23 protein-coding genes and 2 tRNA genes are annotated in these 23,818 nt (G+C 69.7%); 19 read left to right on the top strand and 6 right to left on the bottom strand.

The window, feature by feature from the left end:
• Positions 1 to 4: 4 nt before the first annotated feature.
• The 3 genes from AC0Z9V_RS15045 to AC0Z9V_RS15035 form a co-directional block, all read right to left on the bottom strand.
• Complete coding sequence (locus tag AC0Z9V_RS15045) at positions 5 to 613, bottom strand: NAD(P)H-dependent oxidoreductase (RefSeq protein WP_133080043.1); 609 nt, start codon at positions 611 to 613, stop codon at positions 5 to 7.
• Between the two features lie 95 nt (positions 614 to 708).
• A complete protein-coding gene (locus AC0Z9V_RS15040; RefSeq protein WP_485141989.1) occupies positions 709 to 1,377 on the bottom strand; it encodes a haloacid dehalogenase type II in 669 nt (222 codons plus the stop codon).
• Positions 1,377 to 1,628: a DUF2630 family protein gene (locus AC0Z9V_RS15035; RefSeq protein WP_133080041.1), complete on the bottom strand. Its 252-nt coding sequence runs from the start codon at positions 1,626 to 1,628 to the stop codon at positions 1,377 to 1,379. Before AC0Z9V_RS15035 ends, AC0Z9V_RS15040 begins: the two co-directional genes overlap by 1 nt.
• A gap of 171 nt (positions 1,629 to 1,799) precedes the next feature.
• Here AC0Z9V_RS15035 and AC0Z9V_RS15030 point away from each other — a divergent pair.
• The 5 genes from AC0Z9V_RS15030 to AC0Z9V_RS15010 all read left to right on the top strand — a co-directional run bounded on the left by AC0Z9V_RS15030 (position 1,800) and on the right by AC0Z9V_RS15010 (position 5,010).
• A tRNA-Val gene (locus AC0Z9V_RS15030) sits at positions 1,800 to 1,873 on the top strand.
• 216 nt (positions 1,874 to 2,089) lie between these two features.
• A complete protein-coding gene (locus AC0Z9V_RS15025) occupies positions 2,090 to 2,575 on the top strand; it encodes an Hsp20 family protein (RefSeq protein WP_133080040.1) in 486 nt (161 codons plus the stop codon).
• Between the two features lie 126 nt (positions 2,576 to 2,701).
• Entirely contained in the window at positions 2,702 to 3,499 is a 798-nt protein-coding gene (locus tag AC0Z9V_RS15020; protein ID WP_133080039.1) for an SDR family oxidoreductase, read from the top strand.
• 101 nt (positions 3,500 to 3,600) lie between these two features.
• The gene (locus AC0Z9V_RS15015; protein ID WP_133080038.1) at positions 3,601 to 3,819 is read left to right on the top strand and encodes a hypothetical protein; all 219 of its coding nucleotides are present in this window, start codon (positions 3,601 to 3,603) and stop codon (positions 3,817 to 3,819) included.
• A gap of 78 nt (positions 3,820 to 3,897) precedes the next feature.
• Positions 3,898 to 5,010 (top strand): phosphate ABC transporter substrate-binding protein PstS, encoded by a 1,113-nt coding sequence (locus tag AC0Z9V_RS15010; protein WP_485141988.1) that lies wholly within the window; start codon positions 3,898 to 3,900, stop codon positions 5,008 to 5,010.
• Positions 5,011 to 5,081: 71 nt separating this feature from the next.
• Here the strand turns inward: AC0Z9V_RS15010 and AC0Z9V_RS15005 are convergent, their stop codons facing one another.
• The gene (locus tag AC0Z9V_RS15005; protein WP_459269422.1) at positions 5,082 to 5,621 is read right to left on the bottom strand and encodes an SRPBCC family protein; all 540 of its coding nucleotides are present in this window, start codon (positions 5,619 to 5,621) and stop codon (positions 5,082 to 5,084) included.
• Positions 5,622 to 5,835: 214 nt separating this feature from the next.
• On the opposite strand from AC0Z9V_RS15005, the gene AC0Z9V_RS15000 reads away from it, so the two are divergent.
• From AC0Z9V_RS15000 to budC, 4 genes are all read left to right on the top strand, one after another.
• On the top strand, positions 5,836 to 6,330 hold the full coding sequence (locus AC0Z9V_RS15000) for a Dps family protein (RefSeq protein ID WP_133080035.1): 495 nt from the start codon (positions 5,836 to 5,838) through the stop codon (positions 6,328 to 6,330).
• 224 nt (positions 6,331 to 6,554) lie between these two features.
• Entirely contained in the window at positions 6,555 to 7,289 is a 735-nt protein-coding gene (locus tag AC0Z9V_RS14995) for a GAF and ANTAR domain-containing protein (protein ID WP_485141987.1), read from the top strand.
• Between the two features lie 122 nt (positions 7,290 to 7,411).
• On the top strand, positions 7,412 to 7,612 hold the full coding sequence (locus AC0Z9V_RS14990; RefSeq protein ID WP_485141986.1) for a hypothetical protein: 201 nt from the start codon (positions 7,412 to 7,414) through the stop codon (positions 7,610 to 7,612).
• Positions 7,613 to 7,622: 10 nt separating this feature from the next.
• Positions 7,623 to 8,387: a meso-2,3-butanediol dehydrogenase gene (gene budC / locus AC0Z9V_RS14985; RefSeq protein WP_485141985.1), complete on the top strand. Its 765-nt coding sequence runs from the start codon at positions 7,623 to 7,625 to the stop codon at positions 8,385 to 8,387.
• A 131-nt stretch (positions 8,388 to 8,518) separates the two neighbouring features.
• Here the strand turns inward: budC and AC0Z9V_RS14980 are convergent, their stop codons facing one another.
• On the bottom strand, positions 8,519 to 9,223 hold the full coding sequence (locus tag AC0Z9V_RS14980; protein WP_485141984.1) for a LysR substrate-binding domain-containing protein: 705 nt from the start codon (positions 9,221 to 9,223) through the stop codon (positions 8,519 to 8,521).
• 42 nt (positions 9,224 to 9,265) lie between these two features.
• Here AC0Z9V_RS14980 and AC0Z9V_RS14975 point away from each other — a divergent pair, with 42 nt between their 5' ends.
• The 4 genes from AC0Z9V_RS14975 (at position 9,266) to AC0Z9V_RS14960 (ending at position 15,787) form a co-directional block, all read left to right on the top strand.
• Positions 9,266 to 9,658, top strand: coding sequence for a DUF5997 family protein (locus AC0Z9V_RS14975; RefSeq protein ID WP_133080031.1), 393 nt, complete (start codon positions 9,266 to 9,268; stop codon positions 9,656 to 9,658).
• Between the two features lie 196 nt (positions 9,659 to 9,854).
• The gene (locus tag AC0Z9V_RS14970) at positions 9,855 to 10,700 is read left to right on the top strand and encodes a hypothetical protein (protein ID WP_485141983.1); all 846 of its coding nucleotides are present in this window, start codon (positions 9,855 to 9,857) and stop codon (positions 10,698 to 10,700) included.
• Positions 10,697 to 12,304, top strand: a complete 1,608-nt coding sequence (locus AC0Z9V_RS14965) for a DNA polymerase Y family protein (RefSeq protein WP_485141982.1) — start codon at positions 10,697 to 10,699, stop codon at positions 12,302 to 12,304. The genes AC0Z9V_RS14970 and AC0Z9V_RS14965 overlap by 4 nt, the downstream gene beginning before the upstream one ends.
• 63 nt (positions 12,305 to 12,367) lie before the next feature.
• Positions 12,368 to 15,787 (top strand): error-prone DNA polymerase, encoded by a 3,420-nt coding sequence (locus AC0Z9V_RS14960; protein ID WP_485141981.1) that lies wholly within the window; start codon positions 12,368 to 12,370, stop codon positions 15,785 to 15,787.
• A gap of 76 nt (positions 15,788 to 15,863) precedes the next feature.
• Here AC0Z9V_RS14960 and AC0Z9V_RS14955 read toward each other — a convergent pair.
• A tRNA-Leu gene (locus tag AC0Z9V_RS14955) sits at positions 15,864 to 15,946 on the bottom strand.
• Positions 15,947 to 16,263: 317 nt separating this feature from the next.
• Between AC0Z9V_RS14955 and AC0Z9V_RS14950 the strand changes: the two genes are divergently transcribed.
• From AC0Z9V_RS14950 to AC0Z9V_RS14925, 6 genes are read left to right on the top strand one after another with little or no spacing between them, the layout of a single operon-like run.
• Complete coding sequence (locus tag AC0Z9V_RS14950; RefSeq protein WP_485141980.1) at positions 16,264 to 17,004, top strand: FHA domain-containing protein; 741 nt, start codon at positions 16,264 to 16,266, stop codon at positions 17,002 to 17,004.
• Entirely contained in the window at positions 17,001 to 17,489 is a 489-nt protein-coding gene (locus AC0Z9V_RS14945) for an FHA domain-containing protein FhaB/FipA (RefSeq protein ID WP_133080027.1), read from the top strand. The genes AC0Z9V_RS14950 and AC0Z9V_RS14945 overlap by 4 nt, the downstream gene beginning before the upstream one ends.
• Before the next feature lie 44 nt (positions 17,490 to 17,533).
• Positions 17,534 to 19,138 (top strand): PP2C family protein-serine/threonine phosphatase, encoded by a 1,605-nt coding sequence (locus tag AC0Z9V_RS14940; protein WP_485142059.1) that lies wholly within the window; start codon positions 17,534 to 17,536, stop codon positions 19,136 to 19,138.
• The gene (locus AC0Z9V_RS14935) at positions 19,131 to 20,552 is read left to right on the top strand and encodes an FtsW/RodA/SpoVE family cell cycle protein (protein WP_208740102.1); all 1,422 of its coding nucleotides are present in this window, start codon (positions 19,131 to 19,133) and stop codon (positions 20,550 to 20,552) included. The genes AC0Z9V_RS14940 and AC0Z9V_RS14935 overlap by 8 nt, the downstream gene beginning before the upstream one ends.
• Positions 20,549 to 21,991 carry a peptidoglycan D,D-transpeptidase FtsI family protein gene (locus AC0Z9V_RS14930; RefSeq protein ID WP_133080025.1) on the top strand — a complete coding sequence of 481 codons (1,443 nt, stop codon included), beginning with the start codon at positions 20,549 to 20,551 and terminating at the stop codon, positions 21,989 to 21,991. The genes AC0Z9V_RS14935 and AC0Z9V_RS14930 overlap by 4 nt, the downstream gene beginning before the upstream one ends.
• Positions 21,988 to 23,775: a protein kinase domain-containing protein gene (locus tag AC0Z9V_RS14925; RefSeq protein WP_485141979.1), complete on the top strand. Its 1,788-nt coding sequence runs from the start codon at positions 21,988 to 21,990 to the stop codon at positions 23,773 to 23,775. Before AC0Z9V_RS14930 ends, AC0Z9V_RS14925 begins: the two co-directional genes overlap by 4 nt.
• Positions 23,776 to 23,818 lie beyond the last annotated feature (43 nt).

Raw genomic sequence — 23,818 nt, 5'->3', positions numbered from 1 at the left:
CCCGTCACTCCAGCGGGAAGTTCTCCCGGCGCAGCAGCCTCGCCAGATGCTCGGCGTTGCGGACGACGCCCGCGGTCGTCGTCGCCACCACGTCGGGGACCTCGGCGAGGTCCTTGAAGTCGACGGCCTGCATCGCCTCGCCCACCCAGTAGGTGGAGCCCTGGGACGGCAGGGAGAAACCGATGTCGTTCAGGCCCTGCATCATGTCGGCGATCGTCTTGTGCGCGCCGTCCTCATTGCCCACGACGGCCACCACCGCGACCTTGCCCGCCATCACGGGCCGGCCCTCCTCGTCCGTCTCCGCGATGTCGGCGTCCAGCCGCTCCATCACGCGCTGCGCGAGGCTCGACGGGTGGCCCACCCAGATGGGGGTGGACAGCACGAGGATGTCGGCGGCGAGGATCTTCTCGCGGAGGATCGGCCACTCGTCGCCGTCGCCCATGTCCTTCTGCACGCCGGGTGCCACGTGGTGGTCGACCACGCGGGCGCTGGACGTCGCGATTCCCCGCTCCGCGAAGCGGTCGAGGATGTGCCGGGCCATCAGGTCGGAACTGGACGGCTCCGGCGATGGGGTGAGGCTGCACACGAGCGCGAAGGCTGTCAGGTCGGTCACGGGTACTCCTTGATGTCGGAACTGCCGGATGATGCGGAGGTCTGAGGGAGTTCGGGGCGGGGCGTCCCGCCGGGGGTGTCCAGGGTCGACGCCGGTCAGGCCCGCAGGACCCCGGGCAGTTCCCCGACGGACGCGACCTCGTGGTCGGGCGGCGTCATGATGGTCGGATACGGGCCGCCGTCACGGTTCAGCCAGGCCGTCTTCAGGCCGGCGCGCGCGGCGCCGTCGATGTCCCAGGGATGCACGGCGACCAGCACGACGTCGCCCGCCGCCTGTCCGAGGGTCTCGAGGGCGTGCGCGTAGGACTCCCGCGCGGGCTTCCACCGGGCGGCGTCCGCCACGGAGAGGACGGCGGCGATCTGCTCCCCGACTCCGGCCCGCTCCAGCAGGCCCGCCGCCGTTGCCGCTGCCCCGTTGGTGAGCACGGCGACACCGAAGCCCTCGAGTGCGAGCGCGCGGATGCCGTCCGCCACGTCGGGATGGACCGGCAGCTCCTGCAGCGCCGTCATCACATGCGTCACCGCATCGTCGAGGTCCCGGTTCAGCACCTGGTCCGCGAGAACCACCCGCAGGGCGCCCTCGGCGACGTCGCCGAAGGCCGGGTTACGCCCGACGGCGGTCAGTGCGAAGCCGTCCCGGAGCACCGAGGCGAACCACAGGGCGGCCAGTTGCGGGGGTGCACCGACCTCCTCGAAGTGCTGGGACATGCGGCCCATGTCCGAGAGCGTCCCGTTGACGTCGAACAGCACCAGCGGCAACGCCATTACTGGCGGTACCCCTCCACCTGGCTGATCGGCCGGGCATCGGCGTCGGCCGGATCCTCACCGGCGTCCGCCTTCGCCCGGCGCTGGCGGAGCAGGTCCCAGCACTGGTCGAGGTCCTCCTCGACCCGCTTGAGTCGGGCCGCGTGGTCCTGGTGCTCGGCCCCGGCTCCGGCGTCCTGGGGCTGTTCGCGGAGGTCGTGCTCTTCCTGCACGAGTGCCTGGATACGCTGGAGGATGTCCTGGTTGTCCATGGTTCGGTCCCTTTCGTCGTCGCCGTGCCGGCGCCGGTGGATGATCAGCAGGCTTTCCTTCAGGCTACTGAGGCGACGGACCGATGACCAGCGCCGGCCTCCGCCCCGGCCCGGTGCAGCAGGGGAATTTGGCGCACCGCCCGGATGGCCTAAGCTGTTGGAGAACCAATTGCCTGTGTAGCTCAGTCTGGTAGAGCATCCGCTTCACACGCGGAAGGCCCGGGGATCGAGGCCCCGCGCAGGCACGAGGATCGGCTGGAGACAGCACCCGGGAAGGCCCGTACCGATAGGTCGGTACGGGCCTTTCCTGCGTCCATGGGAGTTCGTCCTGGGCGAACAGATTTTGTTAGCACTCCCCTGGGTCGAGTGCTAACATTTTTCCTGGTTGAGCGGAGGGCGCTCAACCTTGAAGAACCGACCACCTGCCGGTGGCATCTGTGAAGGAGTTGTTTCCAGTGGCCATGAAGTTCGATCCATTCCGCGAGCTGGACCGCGTTGCCGGCGCCCTGCTGGAGAACCGTCCCGGACTCCGTCTCATGCCGATGGACCTCTACCGCGAGAAGGACCACTACATCCTCTCCGCGGACCTTCCGGGCATCGACCCCGGATCGGTCGACATCGACGTCGACGGCCAGCTCCTGACCATCCGCGCGGAGCGTACGCTGCGTGGCGCGGAAGGCGTCAAATGGCTGACCCGCGAGCGCGAGAGCGGCTCGTTCCTGCGCCAGCTCAATCTCGGTCAGGGCATCGACACCGAGGGCATCTCCGCCCGGTACGAGAACGGCGTGCTCAACGTGATGATCCCGGTCAGCGCACGCGCGAAGCCACGCAAGATCGAGGTCGTCAGCGGAGAGTCCTCCGCGCCGGTCGAGTCCACGGCGGTCGAATCCCCGGCGGTCGAATCCACGGAGCCCGGTGCAGGGCACCAGGAAGCCGTCGAGGCGTAGCACCCCGGTATCGGCGACCCCCCGGGCTGCAGCCCGGGGGGTCGCGCCGTCCCTGCACCGGATCCATCCCCGCCTGCGCCCCAGATTCTCCTTGCACCAGCCGGCCGCCGGTGCAAAGGATGGAGCATGGACTTCACACCGAGCAAGGCAATCGTCACCGGCTCCGATTCCGGCATCGGCCGGGCCACGGCCATCGCCCTCGCAGCGGCGGGCTGCGACGTCGGCGTCACCTGGCACTCCGATCAGGAGGGCGCCGAGGAGACCGCACGACTGGTCCGGGAGAAGGGCGTCCGCGCCGCCGTCGCGCAACTCGACACCACCGATGCACCCGCCTGCGGGGACGTGGTGGACCGGCTCGCCGGCGAACTCGGCGGCCTCGACGTCTTCGTCAACAACGCGGGCGTCAACGGCGGCACCCTGTTCCTGGAGACGGACTGGGACACCTGGCGTGGAACCCTGGGCGCGAACCTCGACGGCGCCTTCGTCTGCATCCAGCGCGCCGCGCGCCACATGGTCGATGGCGGCAGGGGTGGGCGCATCATCGGCGTCACCAGTGTCCACCAGGAGCAGCCGCGCGTGGGTTCGGCCGCCTACGACGCCTCCAAGCACGGGCTCGGCGGTCTCCTCCGGACGATCGCCCTCGAACTGGCGGACCGGGGCATCACGGCCAATGCGGTCCTGCCCGGCGAGATCAACACCCCGATGAACGACTCGGCCGAGGAGGACCCGCACACCATGGACCGCCCCGGCATCCCCCTGGGCCGGCCCGGCGCTCCCGAGGAGATCGCCGCCGTCGTCGCCTTCCTGGCCTCGGGAGCGGCCAGTTACGTCAACGGCGCCTCCTTCGTGGTGGACGGCGGGATGCTCCTCATGGGACCGCAGGCGGGATCTCATCTCCGAAGCGGGGAATGGCGCAGCCTCTGACCCCGCCGGGGCCGGCGCTCCAGCCTTCAGCGCGCGTTCACCCCGCGTTCAGGACGGCCGACTAGCGTGGGGACCCCGCCCCTCCCCGAAAGGCCCGCACCATGGATGCCTCCCCCGTCCTTCCCGATCCCGACCACCAGGACTGGTCCGGCATCACGCGCGGTGACGACGTCACCCTCCAGCACGCCACCGGGACGCAGCTCCGGGGTGTGCTGGACATGAGGACCGATGACGCATCGGTGCTGTGGATCCGGCTGCACGACGGCGGCGGGCGGCGGCTCGTGCACCGGGCAGACGGGTACCGCCTGCGTCGCGGGTGACCCGGCCCGCCCGGGATCGGCCCGTTCATCCGCTGTTCACCTTGGGTTCACCTTTTCGTCACCTGTAACGTTGCTCCGGTGAGAAAACGATCCACCGTCGCCCTGTACCTCGCCGTCCTCCTCGGCTCGAGCGCCTGCGGTTCCGACTACCCGCTGGGTCCGGAGCAGGAAGCGGCGGCGCAGCGGGGAGACACGAGCCTGCAGGGCGCCGTGACCGCATCGGGATCCTCCGCCCAGGGACCGGCGATGGACGCCTGGCGCTCGGGCTTCGCCACGATGTACCCGCGGGCCCAGGTGCAGTACTCACCCGACGGTTCCGGAGCCGGACGCGGTGCGCTGCTGGCGGGGGCGGTGGGCTTCGCCGGCTCCGACGCCTACCTCAGTGATGAGGAGCTGGCCGGGTCGACGGACGCGTGCGGTCCTGGCGGCGCCTTCAACATCCCGGCCTACGTCTCGCCCATCAGCGTTGCGTTCAACCTGCCCGGCATCTCGGAGCTGAAGCTCGACGCCGGTACCGTGGCGCAGATCTTCAGGGGTGGGATCACCACCTGGGACGATCCCGCCATCGCAGCGCAGAACGAGGGCGTCGACCTTCCCGACGTGCCCATCTCGGCGGTGAGCCGTTCGGACGACTCCGGCACCACCGAGAACTTCACCGACTACCTGCACGCGGTGGTCCCCGGGATCTGGACCGACGAGCCCGACGGGACGTGGCCCGACAGCCTCGAGAACGAGAACGCCAAGGGCAACGCCGGTGTGGTGAGCACCGTGGCCGGGACGGTCGGGGCGGTGACGTACGCGGACGACTCGGCCGTCGGCGACCCGCTCGGCCGCGTGGCACTGAAGGTCGGCGAGGACTACGTGCCGGTCGGCTCCGAAGCCGCTGCTTCCGCCGTCGACCTCGCGGGCCGCGTGCCCGGGCGGAAGGACTACGACATCGCCCTCGCCCTCGACCGGACGACCACCGAGCCCGGCGTCTACCCCCTGGTCCTGGTGTCCTACCACGTGTACTGCACGCGGTACGAGAACGAGGCGACGGCCGCCGTCGTGCGCGCCTTCGGGACGTACGCCGTCAGCGCGGAGGGCCAGGCGGAGGCCGCGGAGGCCGCGAAGAGCTCGCCCATCTCGGCGGAACTGTCCCGGCAGGCCACCGATGCGATCGCGGCCATCGAGGTCGGCGACATCCCCTAGGCCATCCGCCAGGACATCCGGGAACAGCAGAGGCGAACCCCTTCCGGGATCCGCCTCCTACCGGTCACTCGTCAGCTGACGCGCGGACCGCCCGAATCGGGATCGTTCGTCGACGTGTCCGGGAACGTATTGTTCGCCGGCGTCGCCTCGCCGGATCCGCCGGTCGGCGGTGCCGCGACGTCGCCCCGCCAGGCGCCGGTCTCCCCGCCGCTCTTCTCGATGAACTCCTTGAACCTCTTGAGGTCGCCCTTCACCTGGGCGGCGTCGGCGTTCACCACGGCACCGACCTTCTCGGTGAACGTCTCGGGGTGCCAGTCGATCTGCACCATGAGCCGCGTGGTGTTCTCGTCGAGGCGGTGGAAGGTGACCACGCCGGCATGCGATTCGCCGTCCGTGCTCTTCCAGGCCACGCGCTCGTCGGGGTGCTGCTCGGTGATCTCGGCGTCGAACTCGCGCTTCACGCCGCCGATGCTCGTCACCCAGTGCGTCGAGGTGTCCGAGGTCTGCGTGATCGACTCGACGCCCCCCATGAACCGGGGGAAGCTCTCGAACTGGGTCCACTGGTTGTAGGCCGTGCTGACCGGTACTGCTACGTCGATAGATTCCTGCACTGAAGCCAAAAGGTCCTCCTTCGTAGAGACTCCGGGGCCGTCCGTCACCCCGTTCCCGGGATCCGCACGGCGAAACCGTAAGTCCCCTTAGCGTAGGCAGATCGGTTGGATTTGGCCAACGCGCGGGTCTAGGGTGAAAGCAGTCCACCCGGCGGGGGATCGGTGCGTCCGGAGCCTGCCGGGACGGAGAAATTTCTCTAGCACTGGAGGATTCATGAAGGCTTCACCCACCCTCACCGACAACATGCAGGCCGTCCTGGTCGACCTCGTCGAGTTGCACCTGCAGGGCAAGCAGGCCCACTGGAACGTGGTCGGCAAGAACTTCCGCGACCTCCACCTGCAGCTGGACGAGATCATCGACGACGCCCGCGCCTTCGCCGACGAGATGGCCGAGCGCATGCGCGCCCTCCACGCCGTTCCGGACGGCCGCAGCGTCGCCGTCGCGGAGGGCACCAAGCTCGACCCGTTCCCCGCAGGCCTCGTCTCGACGAAGGACACCGTGGGCCTCGTGGTCCGCATGCTGAACGCAGCGGTCACGACGATGCGCGACGTGCACGACCAGATCGACGAGGAGGACCCCACGACGGCCGACCTCCTCCACGGGTTCATCGCCAAGCTCGAGCAGTACGCATGGATGGTGGACGCCGAGAACATGGAGCCGACCGCCGAGGTCGTCACCCCCGTCGGCACGGAGCACGCGACGGTCTGACGGTCCAGCACCCACCCGGGCGGGAGGAAGGCGCGTCCGCCTCTCCTCCCGTCCCGGCGGCCCTGCTACGGGTACGACCTCTTGTACTATGTAGGCTGACTGACGGTCTAGCAGACGGCCGATCGCAAACTCCCGGGGTTTGTGTATCGGTCCGGGAGACCCCGGACGCCCCGCAGGGCGATGCACACGTGGCTCGGCGGCTGGACGAATCAGGATCAGTACACATGGCCGACCAGGTTGCCGGGCAGACCACCGCCGACTACCTCCAGGACCTCCTCCTCGACACCGACGACGTCGAGGAGTTCCTCACCCAGTTCGCCCGCTTCGCCGCGGCCCGCCTGTTCGAGCGGCCGGGGCGGATCCTGTGCGGGATCACCCTCCTGCGCGACAAGCGGGCCGGTACCGTCGCCAGCAGCAGCGAGGCGGCGAAGCAGCTCGACGAGCTGCAGTACCTGTTCACCGAGGGCCCGTGCCTCAGCGCCTGCGAGGAGCAGCGGACCGTCCACGTCGCGGACGTCGCCACGGACGAACGCTGGAGCAACTACCTCACCCGTGCCGCCGAGCACGGCGTGGGTTCGATCCTCGCCGTCCCGTTCTCCCTCGACACCGGCGTCCGCGCGGCCCTGAACGTCTACTCGACGGAGACCGGCGGCTTCGGCCCCGAGGACATCGCCACCGCCGAGGCCTTCGTGGCCCAGACGTCCAAGGCCCTGATGCTGGCCGTGCGGCTGGCACAGCACAGCGAATCGGTGGGCAACCTGAAGTCCGCCATGAAGTCGAGGACCGCCATCGACATAGCGATCGGGATCATCATGGCGCAGAACCGCTGCACGCAGACGGAGGCCTTCACCATCCTCAAGTCGGTCTCCAGCAGCCGCAACGAGAAGGTCCGGGACATCGCCGCTTCCCTGGTGGCGTCGATCGGCCAGGTGGAACCCGAGACGCACTTCGACCCCTGACCCGCGGTACCCGCGTCCGGTAGCAGGTGCGGCACCCCGCTGGGAACGGCGACCGACGGCGATCCTCCCGTTGCGGGCGGGCGGGGACGGGTGCCACGGTGGGAGGACCGACAGGACGGAGCGTGATGATGGAACCCATCGAGCAGTGGTGGACGCGAGTGGACATCGAGGAGAAGCAGTGGCTCCGGGAGCACCCCGGCGCCGACGACCTCCCGGAGTCCGTGCAGTCGGCGATCGCCGGGGCGGGCGGACCATCCGGCGACGATCCCCTCAGCGACGAGGACTGGCAGTTCATCCGGCTCCAGTCCGAGACCCCCGACTAGGCGCCGCGCCGTGCAGCGTTTCGACGGCAAGGTCGTGATCGTGACGGGCGCCGGGTCGGGGATCGGCGAAGCGGCGGCACGGCGCTTCGTGGCCGAAGGGGCACGGGTGGTGCTCACGGATTCCGTCGGGGACAAGATCGACGCCGTCGTGGCGTCCCTCCCGGAAGGACGGGCGACGGCGGTCCGGGCCGACTCCTCCGACTTCGACCAGGTGGCCGCCATCGTGCAGCATGCCGTCGGGCAGTACGGGCGGCTCGACGTCCTGGTCAACAACGCCGGCACCATCACGCAGGGAACCGTCCAGGACACGAGCGTGGACGACTGGCACCGCGTTCTCGAGACGGACCTCTCCGGCGTGTTCTACGGCACCAAGGCGGCACTCGGGCACCTGCTGGAGAGCAGGGGGTGCATCGTCAACGTCTCGTCCGTGTCCGGACTGGCGGGCGACTGGCGGATGAGCGCCTACAACGCCGCCAAGGGCGGGGTCAGCAACTTCACGCGCGCCGTCGCCCTGGACCACGGCAGGGACGGCGTGCGGGTCAACGCCGTCGCTCCCGGATTCGTCTGGACGGACCTGACGAGCGAGGACGGCGAGGCACACGAACTGTCCGACGCGTTCTCCCGGCGCATCCCCCTCGGACGCGGCGGACTGCCGGATGAGGTTGCCGCGGCCATCACCTTCCTCGCCAGCGAGGACGCGCGCTTCATCACCGGGGTCGTCCTCCCCGTGGACGGCGGGACGATGGCGAGCAACGGCCAGCCCGCGCAGGCCTGACCGGCCTGGAGCGATGCCGCGAGGGAGCGGCCCGCCGTGCGGCCCGAGAAGATGCAGCCGCCCAGGAAGGTCCCCTCGAGGACGATCCCGCCGAAGGACCAGAACGCCTGGCCGCCGGCAGGCGAGGGAGGTCAGCGCCGTTTGCCCCGCGGGCCGGACGGACGACCGGGCTTCCCCGACTGCTTCCCGCCCTTCTGGTCCCCGGCCTTCCGACCCCCGGCCGCGGCCTTCTTCGCGGCCGCCTTCTGCGATGCGCTCTTCTTCGGCGCCTCGCGCTGCGAGGGCTGCCGGGAACTCCGGGCCGTGCGGCCGCGGACGATGCCGATGAACTCCTCGACGTCGTCGGACTCGTCCTCCGTCCGCCAGGCGATGCCGATGGTCGTCGGGACCAGGCCGGGGACCGGGCGGTGCACGGCATCCTTCCGCGCGTACAGGCGGGCGAGGGACATCGGCAGGACGACGACACCCGCGCCGGACGCAGCGACCTCCACGGCCGATTTCGGACCGCCGCACTCGAGGACGTCGAGCAGGATCCCGCCCTCGAGTTCCTCGGCCGGGACGTCGTCGTAGAGCGACAGCTCGTTCTCCCGCGACATCACGGCGACGGGCTGCTCCTCGTACAGGGGGATCAGGTGGATCCCCGCACGGTCCACCGGAAGCCGGACGAAGACGACGTCGTCGGAGCCTTCGCGCAACGCCGCCAGGGCGTCGTCGTCGTGCTGGTGGAGTTCGAGGGGGACCTCCGGGTGCCGCTCGCGCCACCTGGCCACCCACTTTCCCGGCGTCACGCCGGGCACGAAGCCGACGGACAGGGTTCGGGGCTGGTCGGCGGGCACCTGATCACAGTAGCGCCTGCCCGCGACCGTTAAGCTTGGACCATGACTCCCGCGAAAAACCCCCAGACCCTGAAGCCCGCCACCGCGGCCAAGAAACTGGGAATCTACCTGCCCGCCGCTCCCCAGGACTTCCAGGAGACCGAGCTGACACGCGCCGAGTTCGACGAACTGCAGCAGACGCCGCCGGAGTGGCTCGCCGGATTGCGCCGCACCGGCCCCCACCCCCGCCCCGTCGTCGCGCAGAAGCTCGGGATCTCCATCGGCGGGCTGGCCCGCGGAGGCATCACGGATCCGCTGACGAGCGAGCAGATCACCGCCCTGCTGCAGGATCCGCCCGCATGGCTGGTCGCGGAGCGGTCCACGCAGGCCGCCGTCCGGGCCGAGGCCGCACGCGTCAAGGAACGCGACGCCGCCCGCAAGGCATCCGACGCCTGACCTGCCCATCCCGCCTGCCTGACCCGCACCCGGCCGGTCCGTAGCCGGCCCTCGGGCGGCACTGTCCGGCCTCCCGGCAGGGTGTCGTGGACGTGCCTGCGACCACCCTGATGAAGGCCGACCTACCACAGGCATGCCCTTTTTCAGCGGAGGCGCGCCGATTGACTTAATCGAACACGTATTCGAATATTGACGAGTGACGCCTCCACCTGCCGGCTCCGCCCTCGACCGGGATGAGCCTTCCTCCACCCCCCAGGGCACGTCACGCCCGGGGACCGGCACCCCGCACACAGCCCTCCACGGCAGCTCCACGGCCGATGTCGCCCTCGGCCTCCAGGCCCGCATCAACAGCATGCAGGCCGGGAAGCTGGACTCACGACGGATGCCCACCGTACCCGCCCTCGCCCGGATCCTGCCCGGTGGAGGCCTCCAGTCCGGGGGCTCCTACGCCGTCCGGAACTCGACGACGATCGCCATGGCCCTGCTCGCGGGCCCCTCCGCGACAGGGGCGTGGTGCAGCGTCATCGGTGTGCCGGACTTCAGCGTGGAAGCGGCGCAAGGCTTCGGGATCAACCTCGACCGCCTCATCCTGGTCCCGGATCCCGGGACCCAGTGGCTCACGGTCACGGCAGCCCTCGTGGACGTCGTCTCGATCGTCCTGACCCGGGCCCCGGAACACCTCGCGCCCACCGAAGGGGCACGGCTCAAGGCACGGCTGCGCCAGCGCGGCGCGGCACTGATCACCCTGGGCACCTGGCAGCAGAGCGACTCCACACTCGGTGTCGCCGAGAGCGCCTGGGAGGGCCTCGGCTCCGGGACCGGCCACCTGAGGGCGCGCCGCATGAAGATCACCGCGACCCAGCCCTCCGGCCGGCTCCGCCACGCCTATGTGGAACTGACGGACCTCCAGGGTGCCGCTCCGGGCGGGACCGCGGTCCAGGACGTCCTGCAGCCGGATCCCCGGTCCGACGGCCGCCCTGACGCCGCCTTCGGCACTGCTTCCGGCGTCCTGTTCGAACCCCGGCTGATGAAGTCCTCGTGACATCCGCCCTCCCCCCGGCAGCTCCCGGCACCTCGGCCACGCGGACCATGATGCTCTGGTGCCCGGACTGGCCCATCACCGCGGCACTGCGCGACCACGCACTTCCCGCGGACACCGCGCTCGTCCTCGTCGACCGCGGGGAGGTCTTCGCCTGCTCCCCGGCAGCACGGCAGGACGGCGTGAAGAGAGGCCTCCGTATCCGGGAGGCCCAGGCCCGCAGCGCGGGGCTCGTCACCCTCGCCTACGACCCCTCGCTCGACGAACGCACCTTCGAGCCCGTGACCGCGGCCGTGGAGACCATCATGCCCGGCGTCCAGGTCCTCCGCCCGGGACTGTGCGCCGTCAAGGTCAAGGGGCCCTCGCGCTACTACGGCAGCGAGGGCAGGGCCGCGGACATGGTCTTCCGGACCCTCGCAGCCATCGGTCTCACGGACGTGCGCATCGGAATCGCCGACGGCTCCTTCGCGGCCGAGCACGCAGCCAGGGCCACGGATCAGCTGGAGGACCCCGACGCGGACCAGCTGGTCGTCATCCCGCCGGGCCGCTCGGCCTGGTTCCTGAGCAGCTACCCCCTCGAAGTCCTCGAGCAGCCCAAGCTCACCGTGCTGCTCAAGCGCCTCGGCATCCGGTCCCTGGGTGATTTCGCGGCGCTCGGCGCAGCGGACGTCCGCAACCGCTTCGGCGTCGAGGGCGCCCTCGCGCACCGCCAGGCGAGCGGACTCGACCATCGGGACGTCGTCGCCCGTAAGCCGCCACCCCACCTCGACACCGTCGCCGACTTCGAGCCGCCCCTCGCCCGTATCGACCAGCTCGCATTCGCCTTCCGCACGCGGGCCGGTGAATTCGTCGACACCCTGCGCGGGGCAGGACTGGTGTGCACGGCCCTGCACGTCTCGCTGCACACGGAATCGGGCGAGGTGTCGGAGCGCCGGTGGCAGCACCCGCGCTGGTTCGACGCCGACGACGTCGTCGACCGCGTGCGCTGGCAGCTCCAGGGCACCTCTGCGTCCGACCACGGCCTGACCTCCGGCATCACCCGGGTCCAGGTGGTACCCGACATCGTCGAGGACCTCGGCGACCACGCGGACGGTCTCTGGGGGACGGGGCCGGACGAGGGCATCCACCATGGCCTGGCCCGCGTGCAGAGCATGCTGGGCCACGGCGCCGTCCTCACCGCGATCATCGCCGGCGGGCGGCTCCTGGCCGACCGCCGGGTCTTCATCCCGTGGGGGGACGCCCCGTCCTCGCCCACCAGGGTGCCGGTCAAGGACCGCAACCAGCCCTGGCCCGGCCGCCTGCCCGGCCCGGTGCCGGCCACGGTGTTCGCCGATCCCGTGCCCGCCGTCGTCGTCGATTCCCGCGGCAACCCCGTCGACGTGGATCCGCGCGGCCTCCTGAGCGCCGACCCCGCCTTCTTCAGCGCCGGGTCCGACGACGGCCGGCGGCCCGTGCACTCCTGGGCCGGCCCCTGGCCGATCGACGAACGGTGGTGGGACCCGAAGGGACGCATCCTCAACCGTTTCCAGCTGGTCGACCAGTCCGGCTCTGCCTGGCTGCTGCTCCTCGAGGACCATGCCTGGTGGGTGGAAGCCGGCTACGACTGACCGCGCGGAGCTGATCCCGGGACAACCACAGACAGCACGACATCCAGGACAGGGAGGGACGCCATGGGCTGGAACAATCCACCGATTCCCTGGTCGGACTTCGAACGGAGCCTCTCCGACACCCGGCCCGGGATCCCGCCCGCCGGTGCCGACGGCGGGGACAGCCCGGCCTGGTCCCGAAAGCGCCGGCCCTATACCGCTCCGGCCGGGGCCCCGGTGCCGGAGGGTCCCGTGGTCCCCTATGCGGAACTGCACGTGCACTCCAACTTCAGCTTCCTCGACGGCGCATCGAGCCCGGAGCACCTCGCGGAGGAAGCCCAGCGGCTGGGCCTCACCGGCATGGCCCTGACCGACCACGACGGCCTGTACGGTGCGGTGCACTTCGCTGAAGCAGCCGAGAAGTACCCCGGACTCTCGACGATGTACGGCACGGAACTGTCCCTCGGACTGTCCCGGCCGCAGAACGGGGAGGCGGACCCGGAGGGGCGCCACCTGCTGGTCCTGGCCCGGGGGTCGGCCGGCTACCACCGGCTCTCCACGGCCATCACCGAAGCCCAGCTGGACGCCGACGCCGAGAAGGGGAAGCCCCGCTACGAGCTCGAGAACCTCGCCGGCCATGCCGGTGGTCAGTGGATGATCCTCACGGGCTGCAGGAAGGGCGCCGTGCGCTCGGCGCTCGTCGCCGGTGGAGAGGCAGCCGCCGAGGCGGAACTCCGGGAACTCGTCGAACTGTTCGGTCGTGACGGCGTCGCCGTCGAACTCACCAACCAGGGCAATCCCCTGGACGCCGCGCACAACGACGCCCTGGCCGCCGTCGCCGCCCGCCTGAAGCTGCCCACGGTCGCCACCAACAACGTGCACTACGCCACCCCGAAACAGCACCGGCTCGCCTCCGCCCTGGCCGCGGTCCGGGCCCGCCGGAGCCTGGACCAGATGGATGGCTGGCTTCCCGCCGCCGGATCCGCGCACCTGCGCAGCGGCGCGGAGATGGCGAGGCGGTTCCGGGACTATCCGGGGGCGGTGGAGCGCACCGTCGAGATCGCCACCGATCTCTCCTTCACCCTCCGCAGTGTCCGACCGGGCCTGCCGAACATCGAGCTGCCGGAGGGCCACACGCAGATGAGCTATCTGCGCGAACTCGTCTGGCGGGGGGCCGACAAGCTCTATGGGAACCGGACCGACGTCCGCGAGCGCATCGAACGCGAACTGGAGGTCATCGAGGACAAGAACTTCCCGGGGTACTTCCTGATCGTCCACGACCTGGTGCACTACGCGCGCCGGAACGGCATCCTGTGCCAGGGACGGGGTTCGGCCGCCAACTCGGCTGTCTGCTACCTGCTCGAGATCACCGCGGTGGACTCGATCAAGTACCAGCTCCCCTTCGAGCGGTTCCTCTCGAGCATGCGGGACGAGGAACCGGATATCGACGTCGACTTCGACTCCGACCGACGTGAGGAGGTCATCCAGTACGTCTACCGGAAGTACGGGCGCTTCAACGCCGCCCAGGTCGCCAACGTCATCACCTACCGCCCCAAGTTCGCCGTCCGGGACATGGCCAAGGCCCTCGGCCACAGCCCGGGCCAGCAGGACGCCTGGTCCCGGCAGATCGAACGGTGGGGCGGACTCGTCTCCAGCACCGACCACGACATCCCGGACGCCGTGGTCGGCCTGGCGCAGGAGGTCCTCGCGTTCCCGCGCCATCTGGGTATCCACTCGGGCGGCATGGTCCTGACGGACCGGCCCGTCGGAGAAGTATGCCCTATTGAGCATGGACGCATGGAGGGCCGGACGGTCCTGCAGTGGGACAAGGACGACTGCGCCTGGATGGGGCTGGTGAAGTTCGACCTGCTGGGCCTCGGCATCCTCGCGGCCATCCAGTACAACTTCGACCTCGTGGAACGGCACTTCGGGGAGACGTGGGAACTGCACACCATCCCGAAGGAGGAGCAGGGCGTGTACGACATGCTGTGCTTCGCCGACTCGGTGGGCGTCTTCCAGGTGGAGAGCCGCGCCCAGATGGGCATGCTCCCGCGGCTCCAACCCCGCCAGTTCTACGACCTCGTGATCGAGGTGGCCCTCGTACGACCGGGGCCCATCCAGGGTGGAGCCGTGCACCCCTACATCAAACGGAAGATGGGCGAGGAGGAGGTCCGGTACCTCCACCCCGACCTCGAACCGGTGCTCGAACGGACCCTCGGCGTCCCGCTCTTCCAGGAGCAGCTCATGCAGATGGCCATGGTGGTGGGGGGCTGCACCGGGGCCGACGCCGACCTCCTGCGCCGGGCCATGGGTTCCAAGCGGGGTGAGGAACGGATCGATTCGCTCAAGGCCAAGCTGTACGCGGGCATGAAGTCCAACGGCATCACCGGCGACGTGGCCGACACGATCTACGACAAGATCCACGCCTTCGCGAACTTCGGGTTCGCGGAAAGCCACTCGATCAGCTTCGCCCTGCTGGTCTATGTCAGCGCATGGCTGAGGCTGCACTATCCCGGAGCGTTCCTCGCGTCCCTGCTACGCGCCCAGCCCATGGGGTTCTATTCACCCCAGACGCTCGTGGCGGACGCCCGCCGGCACGGCGCCGTCGTGCTGCGGCCCGACATCCTGCACTCGGGCGTGCACGCCGACCTCGAGCCGCTCGAGGGCTACGACCCGCCCGTCGATCCCCGAGACCGGACCACCGGCACGGACGGCTGCACCGAGGACGAGCAGCCCCCGGTGGGCTACTTCGACCAGGACACGCCCTTCGATTCCACGCCGCACCGCCGTGACGGCAACTACGCGGTGCGGCTCGGCCTCGCCAGCGTGGAATCGATCGGGGCCGGACTTGCGGAGAAGATCGTCACCGAGCGGGAACGGAACGGGCCCTACGAGGACATGCCGGACCTGGCCCGGCGGACGGGCGTCAACGCCGGGCAGCTCGAGGCCCTGGCGGCATCGGGCGCCTTCGACTCGATGGGGCTGAGCCGCCGTGAAGCACTGTGGAACGCCGGGCCCGCGTCCACCGAACGCGAGGGCCAGATCAAGGGCACGGCCGTCTACATCCAGCCTCCGCTGATGCCCGAGCTCTCGGACATCGACAAGGTCGGATCCGACCTGTGGTCCACCGGCATCACCCCGGACGATCATCCGGTGCGCCATGCCAGGAACAGACTCGAGCGACGGGGTGCCCTGACGGCCGTGGAGCTGAAGACGGCCGAGTCCGGACGGCGGATCGAGGTGGCGGGAATCGTGACGCACCGGCAGAGGCCGGCGACCGCGAGCGGCATCACGTTCCTGAACCTCGAGGACGAGACGGGGCTCGTGAACGTCATCTGCTCCGTGGGGGTCTGGCAGCGCTACCGCCGCGTGGCGCGGGAGGCCGGCAGTGTGATCGTGCGGGGTCTCCTCGAGCGGTCCGCCGAGGGCATCGTCAACGTCGTGGCGGACCGCATCGAGGTCCTGCAGCTGAAGGCCACCACCAGGTCGCGGGACTTCCGCTGACCGGCACCGGGCCTTCCCGAAGGACCACGGTACGACGAAGGGCCCCCGCTGAGCGGGGGCCCTTCGTGTCATACCGTGCGCGAGGGGGGATTTGAACCCCCACACCCTTTCGGATACTGGCACCTGAAGCCAGCGCGTCTGCCGTTCCGCCACTCGCGCATTTCGAGATCCAACTCCGTGCGCCAGGCGCAGGCGTTGTGAACAGCAGAAACAAGCATAGCCGAGCGCGGGCGCAATTACCTAAACAGGAACCGGCCGGGCCCCGGCGACACCGTTCCGCCCGTCCTAACGATCCATGGATCGTTAGGACAAAGTAATCCTCGGAACGATGGCTTGGAGCCCATTCCCAGAGCCTCCCAGTAGTATCGGAGGGAACATGCCCGGGTGGACGCTGCCGTCCCGACGACCGGGCCGGCCCTGCGGCGCCTTGCCGACGGGGCCCGATATTCCGATGCGACAGGGGAAGGAGGCGGGAGATGGGCATTCTTGACAACGTGGAGCGCGGACTCGAAAAACTGGTCCGAGGCGCCTTCACGACGGGATCCCGTGCCCAGGTGCAGCCCCTCGAGATCGCGAGCGCCCTGCGCAAGGAACTCGACAACCGCTCACTCGTCCTCTCGCAGGGCCGCACTCTCGCTCCCAACGTCTTCACGGCACGCCTCTCCGACTCCGACTTCAATCTCGCCCAGCAGTGGGGATCGGCTCTGGCCGAGGAACTGTGCGACGTCGTGATCGCCCATGTCAACAGCCAGCAGTACAGCCTGCAGGGACCCGTCCGGGTCTCCTTCGAGCACGACCCCGAACTGAAGGCCGGCATCTTCGAGATCGACTCGTCGATCGAGAAGCAGGACGCCGCACGCCGTCCCGCGGGCCCCGCCGCCCCTGCAGCACCGCGGCGCCAGCCCACGCGCTACCAGCCGATCCTCGAGATCGACGGCCAGCGCTATTCGATCAACTCCGGGTCGATCGTCCTCGGCCGCTCCTCCGAGGCGGACATCCTCGTGGACGACACCGGTGTCTCCAGGCGCCACCTCGAGATCCGCGCACGCGACGGCCGCATCTACGCCGTCGATCTCGGCTCGACCAACGGCAGCTACGTCAACGGGCAGCGGGTCCACGGCCAGGCCGAACTCACGGACGGTTCCACCATCACGATGGGGCGGTCGCGCATGACGTTCCGCCTCGTTCCGACCCAGGGCGGGGGCGTCCCGCGATGAGCGAGGCCGGAGAACTGACCGTCACGCTGCTGCGCTTCGGATTCCTGATCCTGCTGTGGGTCCTGGTCCTCAGCACGGTGGGAGCCCTGCGCCGGGACCTCGCCGTGGGCCGTCGCAACAGGGTCGGCGCCCCCACGGCACGGGAGATCCGCAGGAACCCGGACCTCGGCGAGGAACCGGCCCCCCTGCGCACCCCCGCCCGCCGGCTGGTCGTGACCGAGGGTCCCCTCACCGGGACCACGCTCGAGCTCGCAGCAAGCCCGATCCTCCTCGGCCGCGCCCAGGAGGCGACCCTGGTGCTCGAGGACGACTACGCGTCCGGCCGGCACGCCCGCCTCTTCCCGCAGGGCAGCCGCTGGTTCATCGAGGACCTCGGATCCACGAACGGCACCTACCTGGCCGGCACCCAGCTCACGCGCGCACTGCCCGTCGACCCGGGCGTCCCCATCCGGATCGGTAAGACGGTCATCGAATTGAGGCCGTAGGCGTGCCGCTTGCTCTCAGGTTCGCCGCCCGCTCCGACGTGGGCATGGTCCGCGCGAAGAACGACGACTCCGCCTACGTGGGACGGTTCCTCGCCGTCGTCGCCGACGGCATGGGTGGGCACGCCGGCGGGAATGTCGCCTCGGCCTCCACCGTCCTCGATCTCGTCCACCTGGATCACAACGGGCACGGCGGGAGCGCCGGGACACACCTCGCCGACGAGATCCAGACCGCGAACTCGCTGCTCTCCGAACTCGTCGCGACCAACCCGCAGCTGGCAGGCATGGGGACCACCGTGACCGCGATCCTGCTCGAGGACCGGAAGCTGCAGCTCGCGCACATCGGGGACTCGCGCGCCTACCGCCTGAAGGACGGTGTGTTCGAGCAGATCACCACCGACCACACCTTCGTACAGCGCCTCATCGAGGAGGGCAGGCTCAGGCCCGAGGAAGCGGAGGTCCATCCTCACAAGAACGTCCTGATGCGCGTCCTCGGTGACGTCGACGCAAGCCCTGAACTGGATCTCCGGGAATTCGACGCCGAACCCGGCGAGCGGTGGCTGCTCTGCTCCGACGGCCTCAACGCCGTTCTGAAGGACCGCGTGGTCGAGCAGGTGATGCGTGAGTCGAAGGACATCCGGAACTGCGTCGACACACTGGTCGACCTGACCCTCGCGGGCGGCTCCCCGGACAACATCACCATCGCCGTCGTCGAGGTCATCGAGGCGGAGGACGACGACGCCGCGCCGCCGGCCGTCATGCCTCCGGCCCGGCAGGCAGCGGGAGAGCGCGACAGGCCCTCGGCGGATGCGGCGTCCCACGGGATCGACGGCGACGGCCTCCCGGGTACCGCCATCCGCGCCGATGTGATCCGGCAGGACCTGCTGACGCGGCCCCACGTCCTGGTGGGATCCGCGGCACTGGCCACCGAGACGGGCCAGATCCCCATCGTGACGCAGCGGTCCACGGAGCGCCGTGCCGCCATGATGCTCACGCACAAGGCCGAGTCGGAGGGCGTGGAGGACGCCGAGGACGAGGCACCGCCCCGGAAGAGACGCTGGCTGGTCCCCGCGTTCCTCTCCCTGATGACCCTGATCCTCGTCGCCGTGCTGGGCCTCGGGTACACATGGACGCAGACACGCTATTACGTGGCGGAGGCGGACAACCGCGTCGCGATCTACACGGGTGTCCCCCAGAGGATCGGGCCGGTGCACCTCAGTGAGCTCTACGAGACCACCGACATCCCCGTGTCGAATCTTCCCGAATACCAGCGCTCCCAGGTGAGGGGCACCCTGCCGGCCGCCAGCCTGGAGGAGGCCGAGCGCATCGTCGGCGATCTCCGGAGCGAACTGCGGGCGGTGAACTGCGATCCCGCGACGCCCGGGACCCCGTCGGCCTCACCGGCACCGTCCGCGAGCGGCACCGCCGGTCCTGCGCCGACGTCCCCGCCTTCGGCGCGGGCGACAGCATCCCCCACAGCGCAGCCGACGGCCTCGGCGACCGCGCCTCCCGGAACTCCCGGCTCCTCCGCCTCGGCCGCTCCGTCCCCGTCGACCGGTCCGTCCGGTCCGACGGGCGGGTCTCCGCGTGCCACCCCCGGCGCCGACCCCTCGGCGCCGGCCATCGACTGCGGGAGCGCCGCTGATGAGTGATGTCCTGACAGTCCCCCGATCGCGGCGGACCATCGAGTTCGTGCTGCTGCTGCTCGCCCTGGCCGTGGCGATCGGCGCGAACTACCTCGCGGGTATCGGCCGCGAGGATGCCTTCGGCGACTATTTCTGGTCCCAGGCCCTGACCCTGGGGGTGATGGGTCTCTTCATCCACCTCATCCTGCGCTTCCGGGCGAAGTATGCGGATCCTGTGATACTTCCGATCGTGGTCGCGCTCAACGGCATCGGCCTGGCCATGATCCATCGCCTCGACCTGTCGGCCGCCACGGTGAATCCGGACTTCTCACCCGTCGCCCCCCAACAGGTCCTCTGGACGGCGGTCGCCATCGGAGCGGCCGCGATCCTCCTGATCGTCCTGCGCGACCACCGCATCCTCCGCCGCTTCACCTACATCTCCCTGATCGTCAGCGCCGTGCTGCTGCTGCTGCCCCTGACACCGCTGGGACTCGAGATCAACGGGGCCCGCATCTGGATCTCCGTCGGTTTCGGCACCTTCCAGCCGGGCGAGATCGCGAAGATCACCCTCGCCATCTTCTTCGCCGGCTACCTGTCGACGAACCGGGACCTGATCCTGCTCGCGGGGAAGAAGATCGGTCCGCTGCAGCTTCCGCGCTTCCGGGACCTGGCGCCGATGGCCGCCGCCTGGCTGGTGAGCATCGGAGTGCTGATCTTCCAGCGGGACCTCGGCTCGTCCATCCTGTTCTTCGGTCTCTTCATGGTCATGATCTACGTCGCCACGAGCCGCGTCAGCTGGGTCCTGATCGGGCTCGCGATGATCGGTGTCGGGGTCTTCGTGGCCCTGGAACTGTTCAGCCATGTGGCCCTCCGGTTCGACTCCTGGATCAACGCCTTCGCGCCCGAGGTCTACGACCGGGCTCCGGGTGGCAGTGCCCAGGTGGTGCAGGGGCTGTTCGGCCTGGCCAACGGCGGCCTGATCGGGACCGGACTCGGGGAAGGGCGCCCTGACCTCGTGACCTATGCCAACAGCGACATGATCATCGCGGCGCTCGGCGAGGAGCTCGGGCTGATCGGCGTCGTCGCCATCGTGATGCTCTACGTCATCCTCGTCTCCCGCGGCATCCGGGCCGCCCTGGGAACGAAGGACGGCTTCGGCAAGCTGCTCGCCTGCGGGCTGTCCTTCACGATCGCCCTCCAGTGCTTCGTGGTGATCGGCGGGATCACGCGCCTGATCCCGCTCACCGGACTGACCACGCCGTTCATGTCCGCGGGTGGGTCCTCGCTGCTGGCAAACTGGCTCATCGTCGCGCTGATCCTGCTCATCTCGGAGACAGCGCGTCGGCCGGCCCCCTCGGGGCCGATGAAGGACTCGTTCCCCGAAGCCGTCGGAGTGAACGGGAGACCCGTGAAGAGGACCACGAAGGAGGGGACCCGATGAACCAGGCCATCCGCAGCGCATGGGCCGTGGCCATGGGCATGTTCGCCCTGGTCCTCGGATCCCTCACCTATGTGCAGTTCTTCCAGGCACAGGAACTGAACGACAACGACTGGAACAGCCGCCAGCTGTACCAGGACTTCGGCCGGCAGCGAGGAGCCATCCTCGTGGACGGCCGAGCCATCGCCGAATCCGTGCCCTCGGACGACCAGTTCAAGTTCCAGCGCGTGTACAACGAACCCGAGCTGTACGCCCACCTCACGGGCTACTACTCGTTGTCCCTGTCCTCCACCCAGCTCGAGGCCGAGGAATCCGAGATCCTCTCCGGCACCAGCAGCTCCCTGTTCTACGACCGCGTCGTGCGGTTGTTCTCGGGCGTCGACTCCGAGGGTGCGTCGGTGGAGCTCACCATCGACCCTGAGATCCAGCAGCTGGCGTACGACCTGATCCCGGACGGCCAGCGTGGCTCGATCGTCGTGCTCGAGCCCGGCACCGGGAACATCCTCGCCATGGTCTCGAAGCCGACGTACGACCCGAACCTCCTCTCGGGACACGACACCAGCGTGATCGCCGAGAACGCCGCCGCGCTCTCCGAGCAACCCGGACTGTCGATCTACACGAACCCCGCCACGGAATCCCTCGTGTCGCCGGGTTCCGTGTTCAAGCTCGTCGACGCCGCGGCGGCCCTGGAGTCGGGCCAATACGATGCGGAGTCGCAGATCCCGAATCCGCCCGCCCTGGAGTTCCCCGGCATCGAGTACGCCCTGCCGAACTTCGTCACCGGTGGTTGCGCGAGCAGGACGACGGCGGACCTGGAGTTCGCGCTCGAACAGTCCTGCAACACCCCCTTCGCGCAGATCGCGCTGGACCTCGGGGAGGAAGCCATCCAGGAGCAGGCCGCGAAGTTCGGCTTCGGCGAGGAGCTGGCCATCCCCACGCGGGTCATCGCGAGCTCCTTCCCCTCGGACCTCACGGGGCCCGAACTCGCGCAGTCCGCCGTCGGCCAGTTCGACACCCTGGTGACCCCGCTCCAGATGGCCATGGTGGCTTCGGCGATCGCCAACGACGGGCAGCAGATGAAACCCCAGCTCATCAAGTCGATCCGCGCGGCGGACCTCGAGCTGATCGAGTCACCGCAGCCCGAAGTGCTCCGCCAGTCGGTCAGCCGGGAGACGGCCGACCAGCTCACGGACTGGATGGTCAACGTGGTGGACAACGGGACGGCGACCGCGGCCCAGGTCCCCGGGGTCCGGGTGGCAGGAAAGACAGGAACCGCGGAGGTCAGCGTGACCGGTGACAATGCGTGGTTCACCGGTTTCGCGCCCGCGGAGGACCCGCAGGTAGCCGTATCGATCGTGATGGAGAACGTGGACATCCCCACTGGTCAGCAATTGACCTCACCCAGTGCCAAGAGACTCATAGAGGCGGTGTTGAACAGATGAGGCCCACGTCAGGAATCACCCTGGGCGGCAGGTTCGAACTGACCGAGCGCATCGCCATCGGCGGCATGGGCGAGGTGTGGAAGGCCCGGGACCAGATCCTCGGCCGCGTGGTCGCGATCAAGATCCTCAAGGAGGAGTACTCGGGCGACCCCGCGTTCCTCAACCGCTTCCGCGCCGAGGCGCGCCACACCGCGCTCCTCAACCACGAGGGCATCGCCAACGTGTTCGACTACGGCGAGGAGGGTGGCTCGGCCTACCTCGTGATGGAACTCGTGCCCGGTCAGCCGCTGTCCGCCGTGATCGAGAAGGAGCAGGTGCTCTCACCCGATCGCACACTCTCCATCATCGGCCAGACGGCCACCGCACTCGCCGTCGCACACCGGCAGGGCCTGGTCCACCGCGACGTCAAGCCGGGCAACATCCTCGTGATGCCCGACGGCCGGGTCAAGATCACCGACTTCGGCATCGCACGGCTCGCGGACCAGGTGCCGTTGACCGCGACGGGCCAGGTCATGGGCACTGCGCAGTACCTCGCCCCGGAGCAGGCGACGGGCCAGCCGGCCACGGGGTCCTCCGACATCTACGCACTGGGCGTGATCGGCTACGAGCTCCTCGCAGGGCGCCGCCCCTTCTCGGGCGAGTCCCAGATCGCCATCGCCCTTGCACAGGTCAACGATGCGCCGCCGCCCCTGCCCGAGTCCATCCCGCGCCCCGTGCGCGCGCTGATCGGCTCGATGCTCGCCAAGGATCCCGCGGACCGGCCGCGCGATGCGGAGAGCCTCTCCCGGGCCGTCGACGCCATCCGCTCCGGTGACATCCGCGGTGCGGAGGCAGCGGTCCCGGGCCTGCTCGCCTTCGCGGCGGGCGGGGACACCGCCACGGCCGCCGTCCCGCGCCAGGACACGCAGGCGACGACCGCGGTCCCGGCACCCACGACGTCGGCCCTGCCCACGGTTGCTGCGCCCGCCGCCGCCGGTGCTGCCGCCGGCATCGCTGCCTCCCGGGACTGGTCCCAGGAGGACATCGATGCGACCACGCCGTCGCAGCCGATCCGCCGCGAGGAGGATAACCGCAGGAGCCCCTGGCTGATCCCGCTCATCGTCCTGCTGCTGCTGGCCCTGGCTGCCATCGCCTTTTTGATCTTCCAGCCGGTGCTGGCCGGCGACGATCCGGAGAACGTCCCGGTCGCATCGACCAGCACCTCCGCCGACGCCACCCCCTCCCGCTCACGGACCCCGAGTCCGTCGCCGTCCTCCACGCCGCCGTCGCCGAGTCCGGACCCGAGCACCACGCAGGCCGACGAAGGCACCATCATCTCGCCCGCCGAGTATCTCGGCCGGCCCGTGGAGGACGTGAGGGCAAGCCTGATCGCGCTCGATTTCGGCGTCAACGTCGTGGAGCAGGCCGCCGAGGAAGCAGCGGGAACGGTCATCGACATCAATCCCAGCGGAGCCCAGCCACCCGGCACGACCATCACGCTGACCGTGTCGACCGGCCCGGAGCAGGTCACCGTACCCGCCGGCTTGCAGGGGCAGGATGCCGCCGAGGTGGAGAGGATCCTCGTCGACCTCGGCCTGCGGCCCCTGAACGTGGGATCCGAGGAGTCGGATCAGCCCGCGGGGATCGTGCTTCGCGTCGATCCCGGACCGGGCGCCGTCCTGGCTCCGGGGACCCAGGTGAACTATGTCGTGTCCACGGGACCGCCGGCCACCGAGGAACCCACGCCCCCGTCGACACCGACCTCCACGCCGACGGCGACGGCGACCGCGACCTCAGGCCCATGATGCGTCGGGTGATGCGTCGGGACCGATGCCGGAAGGGCACGGA

The sequence above is a fragment of the Arthrobacter sp. UYP4 genome (assembly GCF_057291175.1).
The sequence above is the reverse complement of the archived record's forward strand: the minus strand, read 5'-3'. Positions and strand labels throughout refer to the sequence as shown.

Coding starts and splice junctions, on each gene's coding strand:
- AC0Z9V_RS14975 (WP_133080031.1), top strand. CDS start 9,266: ATGACTCCCGCGAAAAACCCCCAGACCCTGAAGCCCGCCACCGCGGCC.
- AC0Z9V_RS14935 (WP_208740102.1), top strand. CDS start 19,131: ATGAGTGATGTCCTGACAGTCCCCCGATCGCGGCGGACCATCGAGTTC.
- AC0Z9V_RS14995 (WP_485141987.1), top strand. CDS start 6,555: ATGGCCGACCAGGTTGCCGGGCAGACCACCGCCGACTACCTCCAGGAC.
- AC0Z9V_RS14930 (WP_133080025.1), top strand. CDS start 20,549: ATGAACCAGGCCATCCGCAGCGCATGGGCCGTGGCCATGGGCATGTTC.
- AC0Z9V_RS14945 (WP_133080027.1), top strand. CDS start 17,001: ATGAGCGAGGCCGGAGAACTGACCGTCACGCTGCTGCGCTTCGGATTC.
- AC0Z9V_RS14950 (WP_485141980.1), top strand. CDS start 16,264: ATGGGCATTCTTGACAACGTGGAGCGCGGACTCGAAAAACTGGTCCGA.
- AC0Z9V_RS15040 (WP_485141989.1), bottom strand. CDS start 1,377: ATGGCGTTGCCGCTGGTGCTGTTCGACGTCAACGGGACGCTCTCGGAC.
- AC0Z9V_RS15000 (WP_133080035.1), top strand. CDS start 5,836: ATGAAGGCTTCACCCACCCTCACCGACAACATGCAGGCCGTCCTGGTC.
- AC0Z9V_RS15035 (WP_133080041.1), bottom strand. CDS start 1,628: ATGGACAACCAGGACATCCTCCAGCGTATCCAGGCACTCGTGCAGGAA.
- AC0Z9V_RS14925 (WP_485141979.1), top strand. CDS start 21,988: ATGAGGCCCACGTCAGGAATCACCCTGGGCGGCAGGTTCGAACTGACC.
- AC0Z9V_RS14940 (WP_485142059.1), top strand. CDS start 17,534: ATGGTCCGCGCGAAGAACGACGACTCCGCCTACGTGGGACGGTTCCTC.
- AC0Z9V_RS15015 (WP_133080038.1), top strand. CDS start 3,601: ATGGATGCCTCCCCCGTCCTTCCCGATCCCGACCACCAGGACTGGTCC.
- AC0Z9V_RS15020 (WP_133080039.1), top strand. CDS start 2,702: ATGGACTTCACACCGAGCAAGGCAATCGTCACCGGCTCCGATTCCGGC.
- AC0Z9V_RS14960 (WP_485141981.1), top strand. CDS start 12,368: ATGGGCTGGAACAATCCACCGATTCCCTGGTCGGACTTCGAACGGAGC.
- AC0Z9V_RS15025 (WP_133080040.1), top strand. CDS start 2,090: ATGAAGTTCGATCCATTCCGCGAGCTGGACCGCGTTGCCGGCGCCCTG.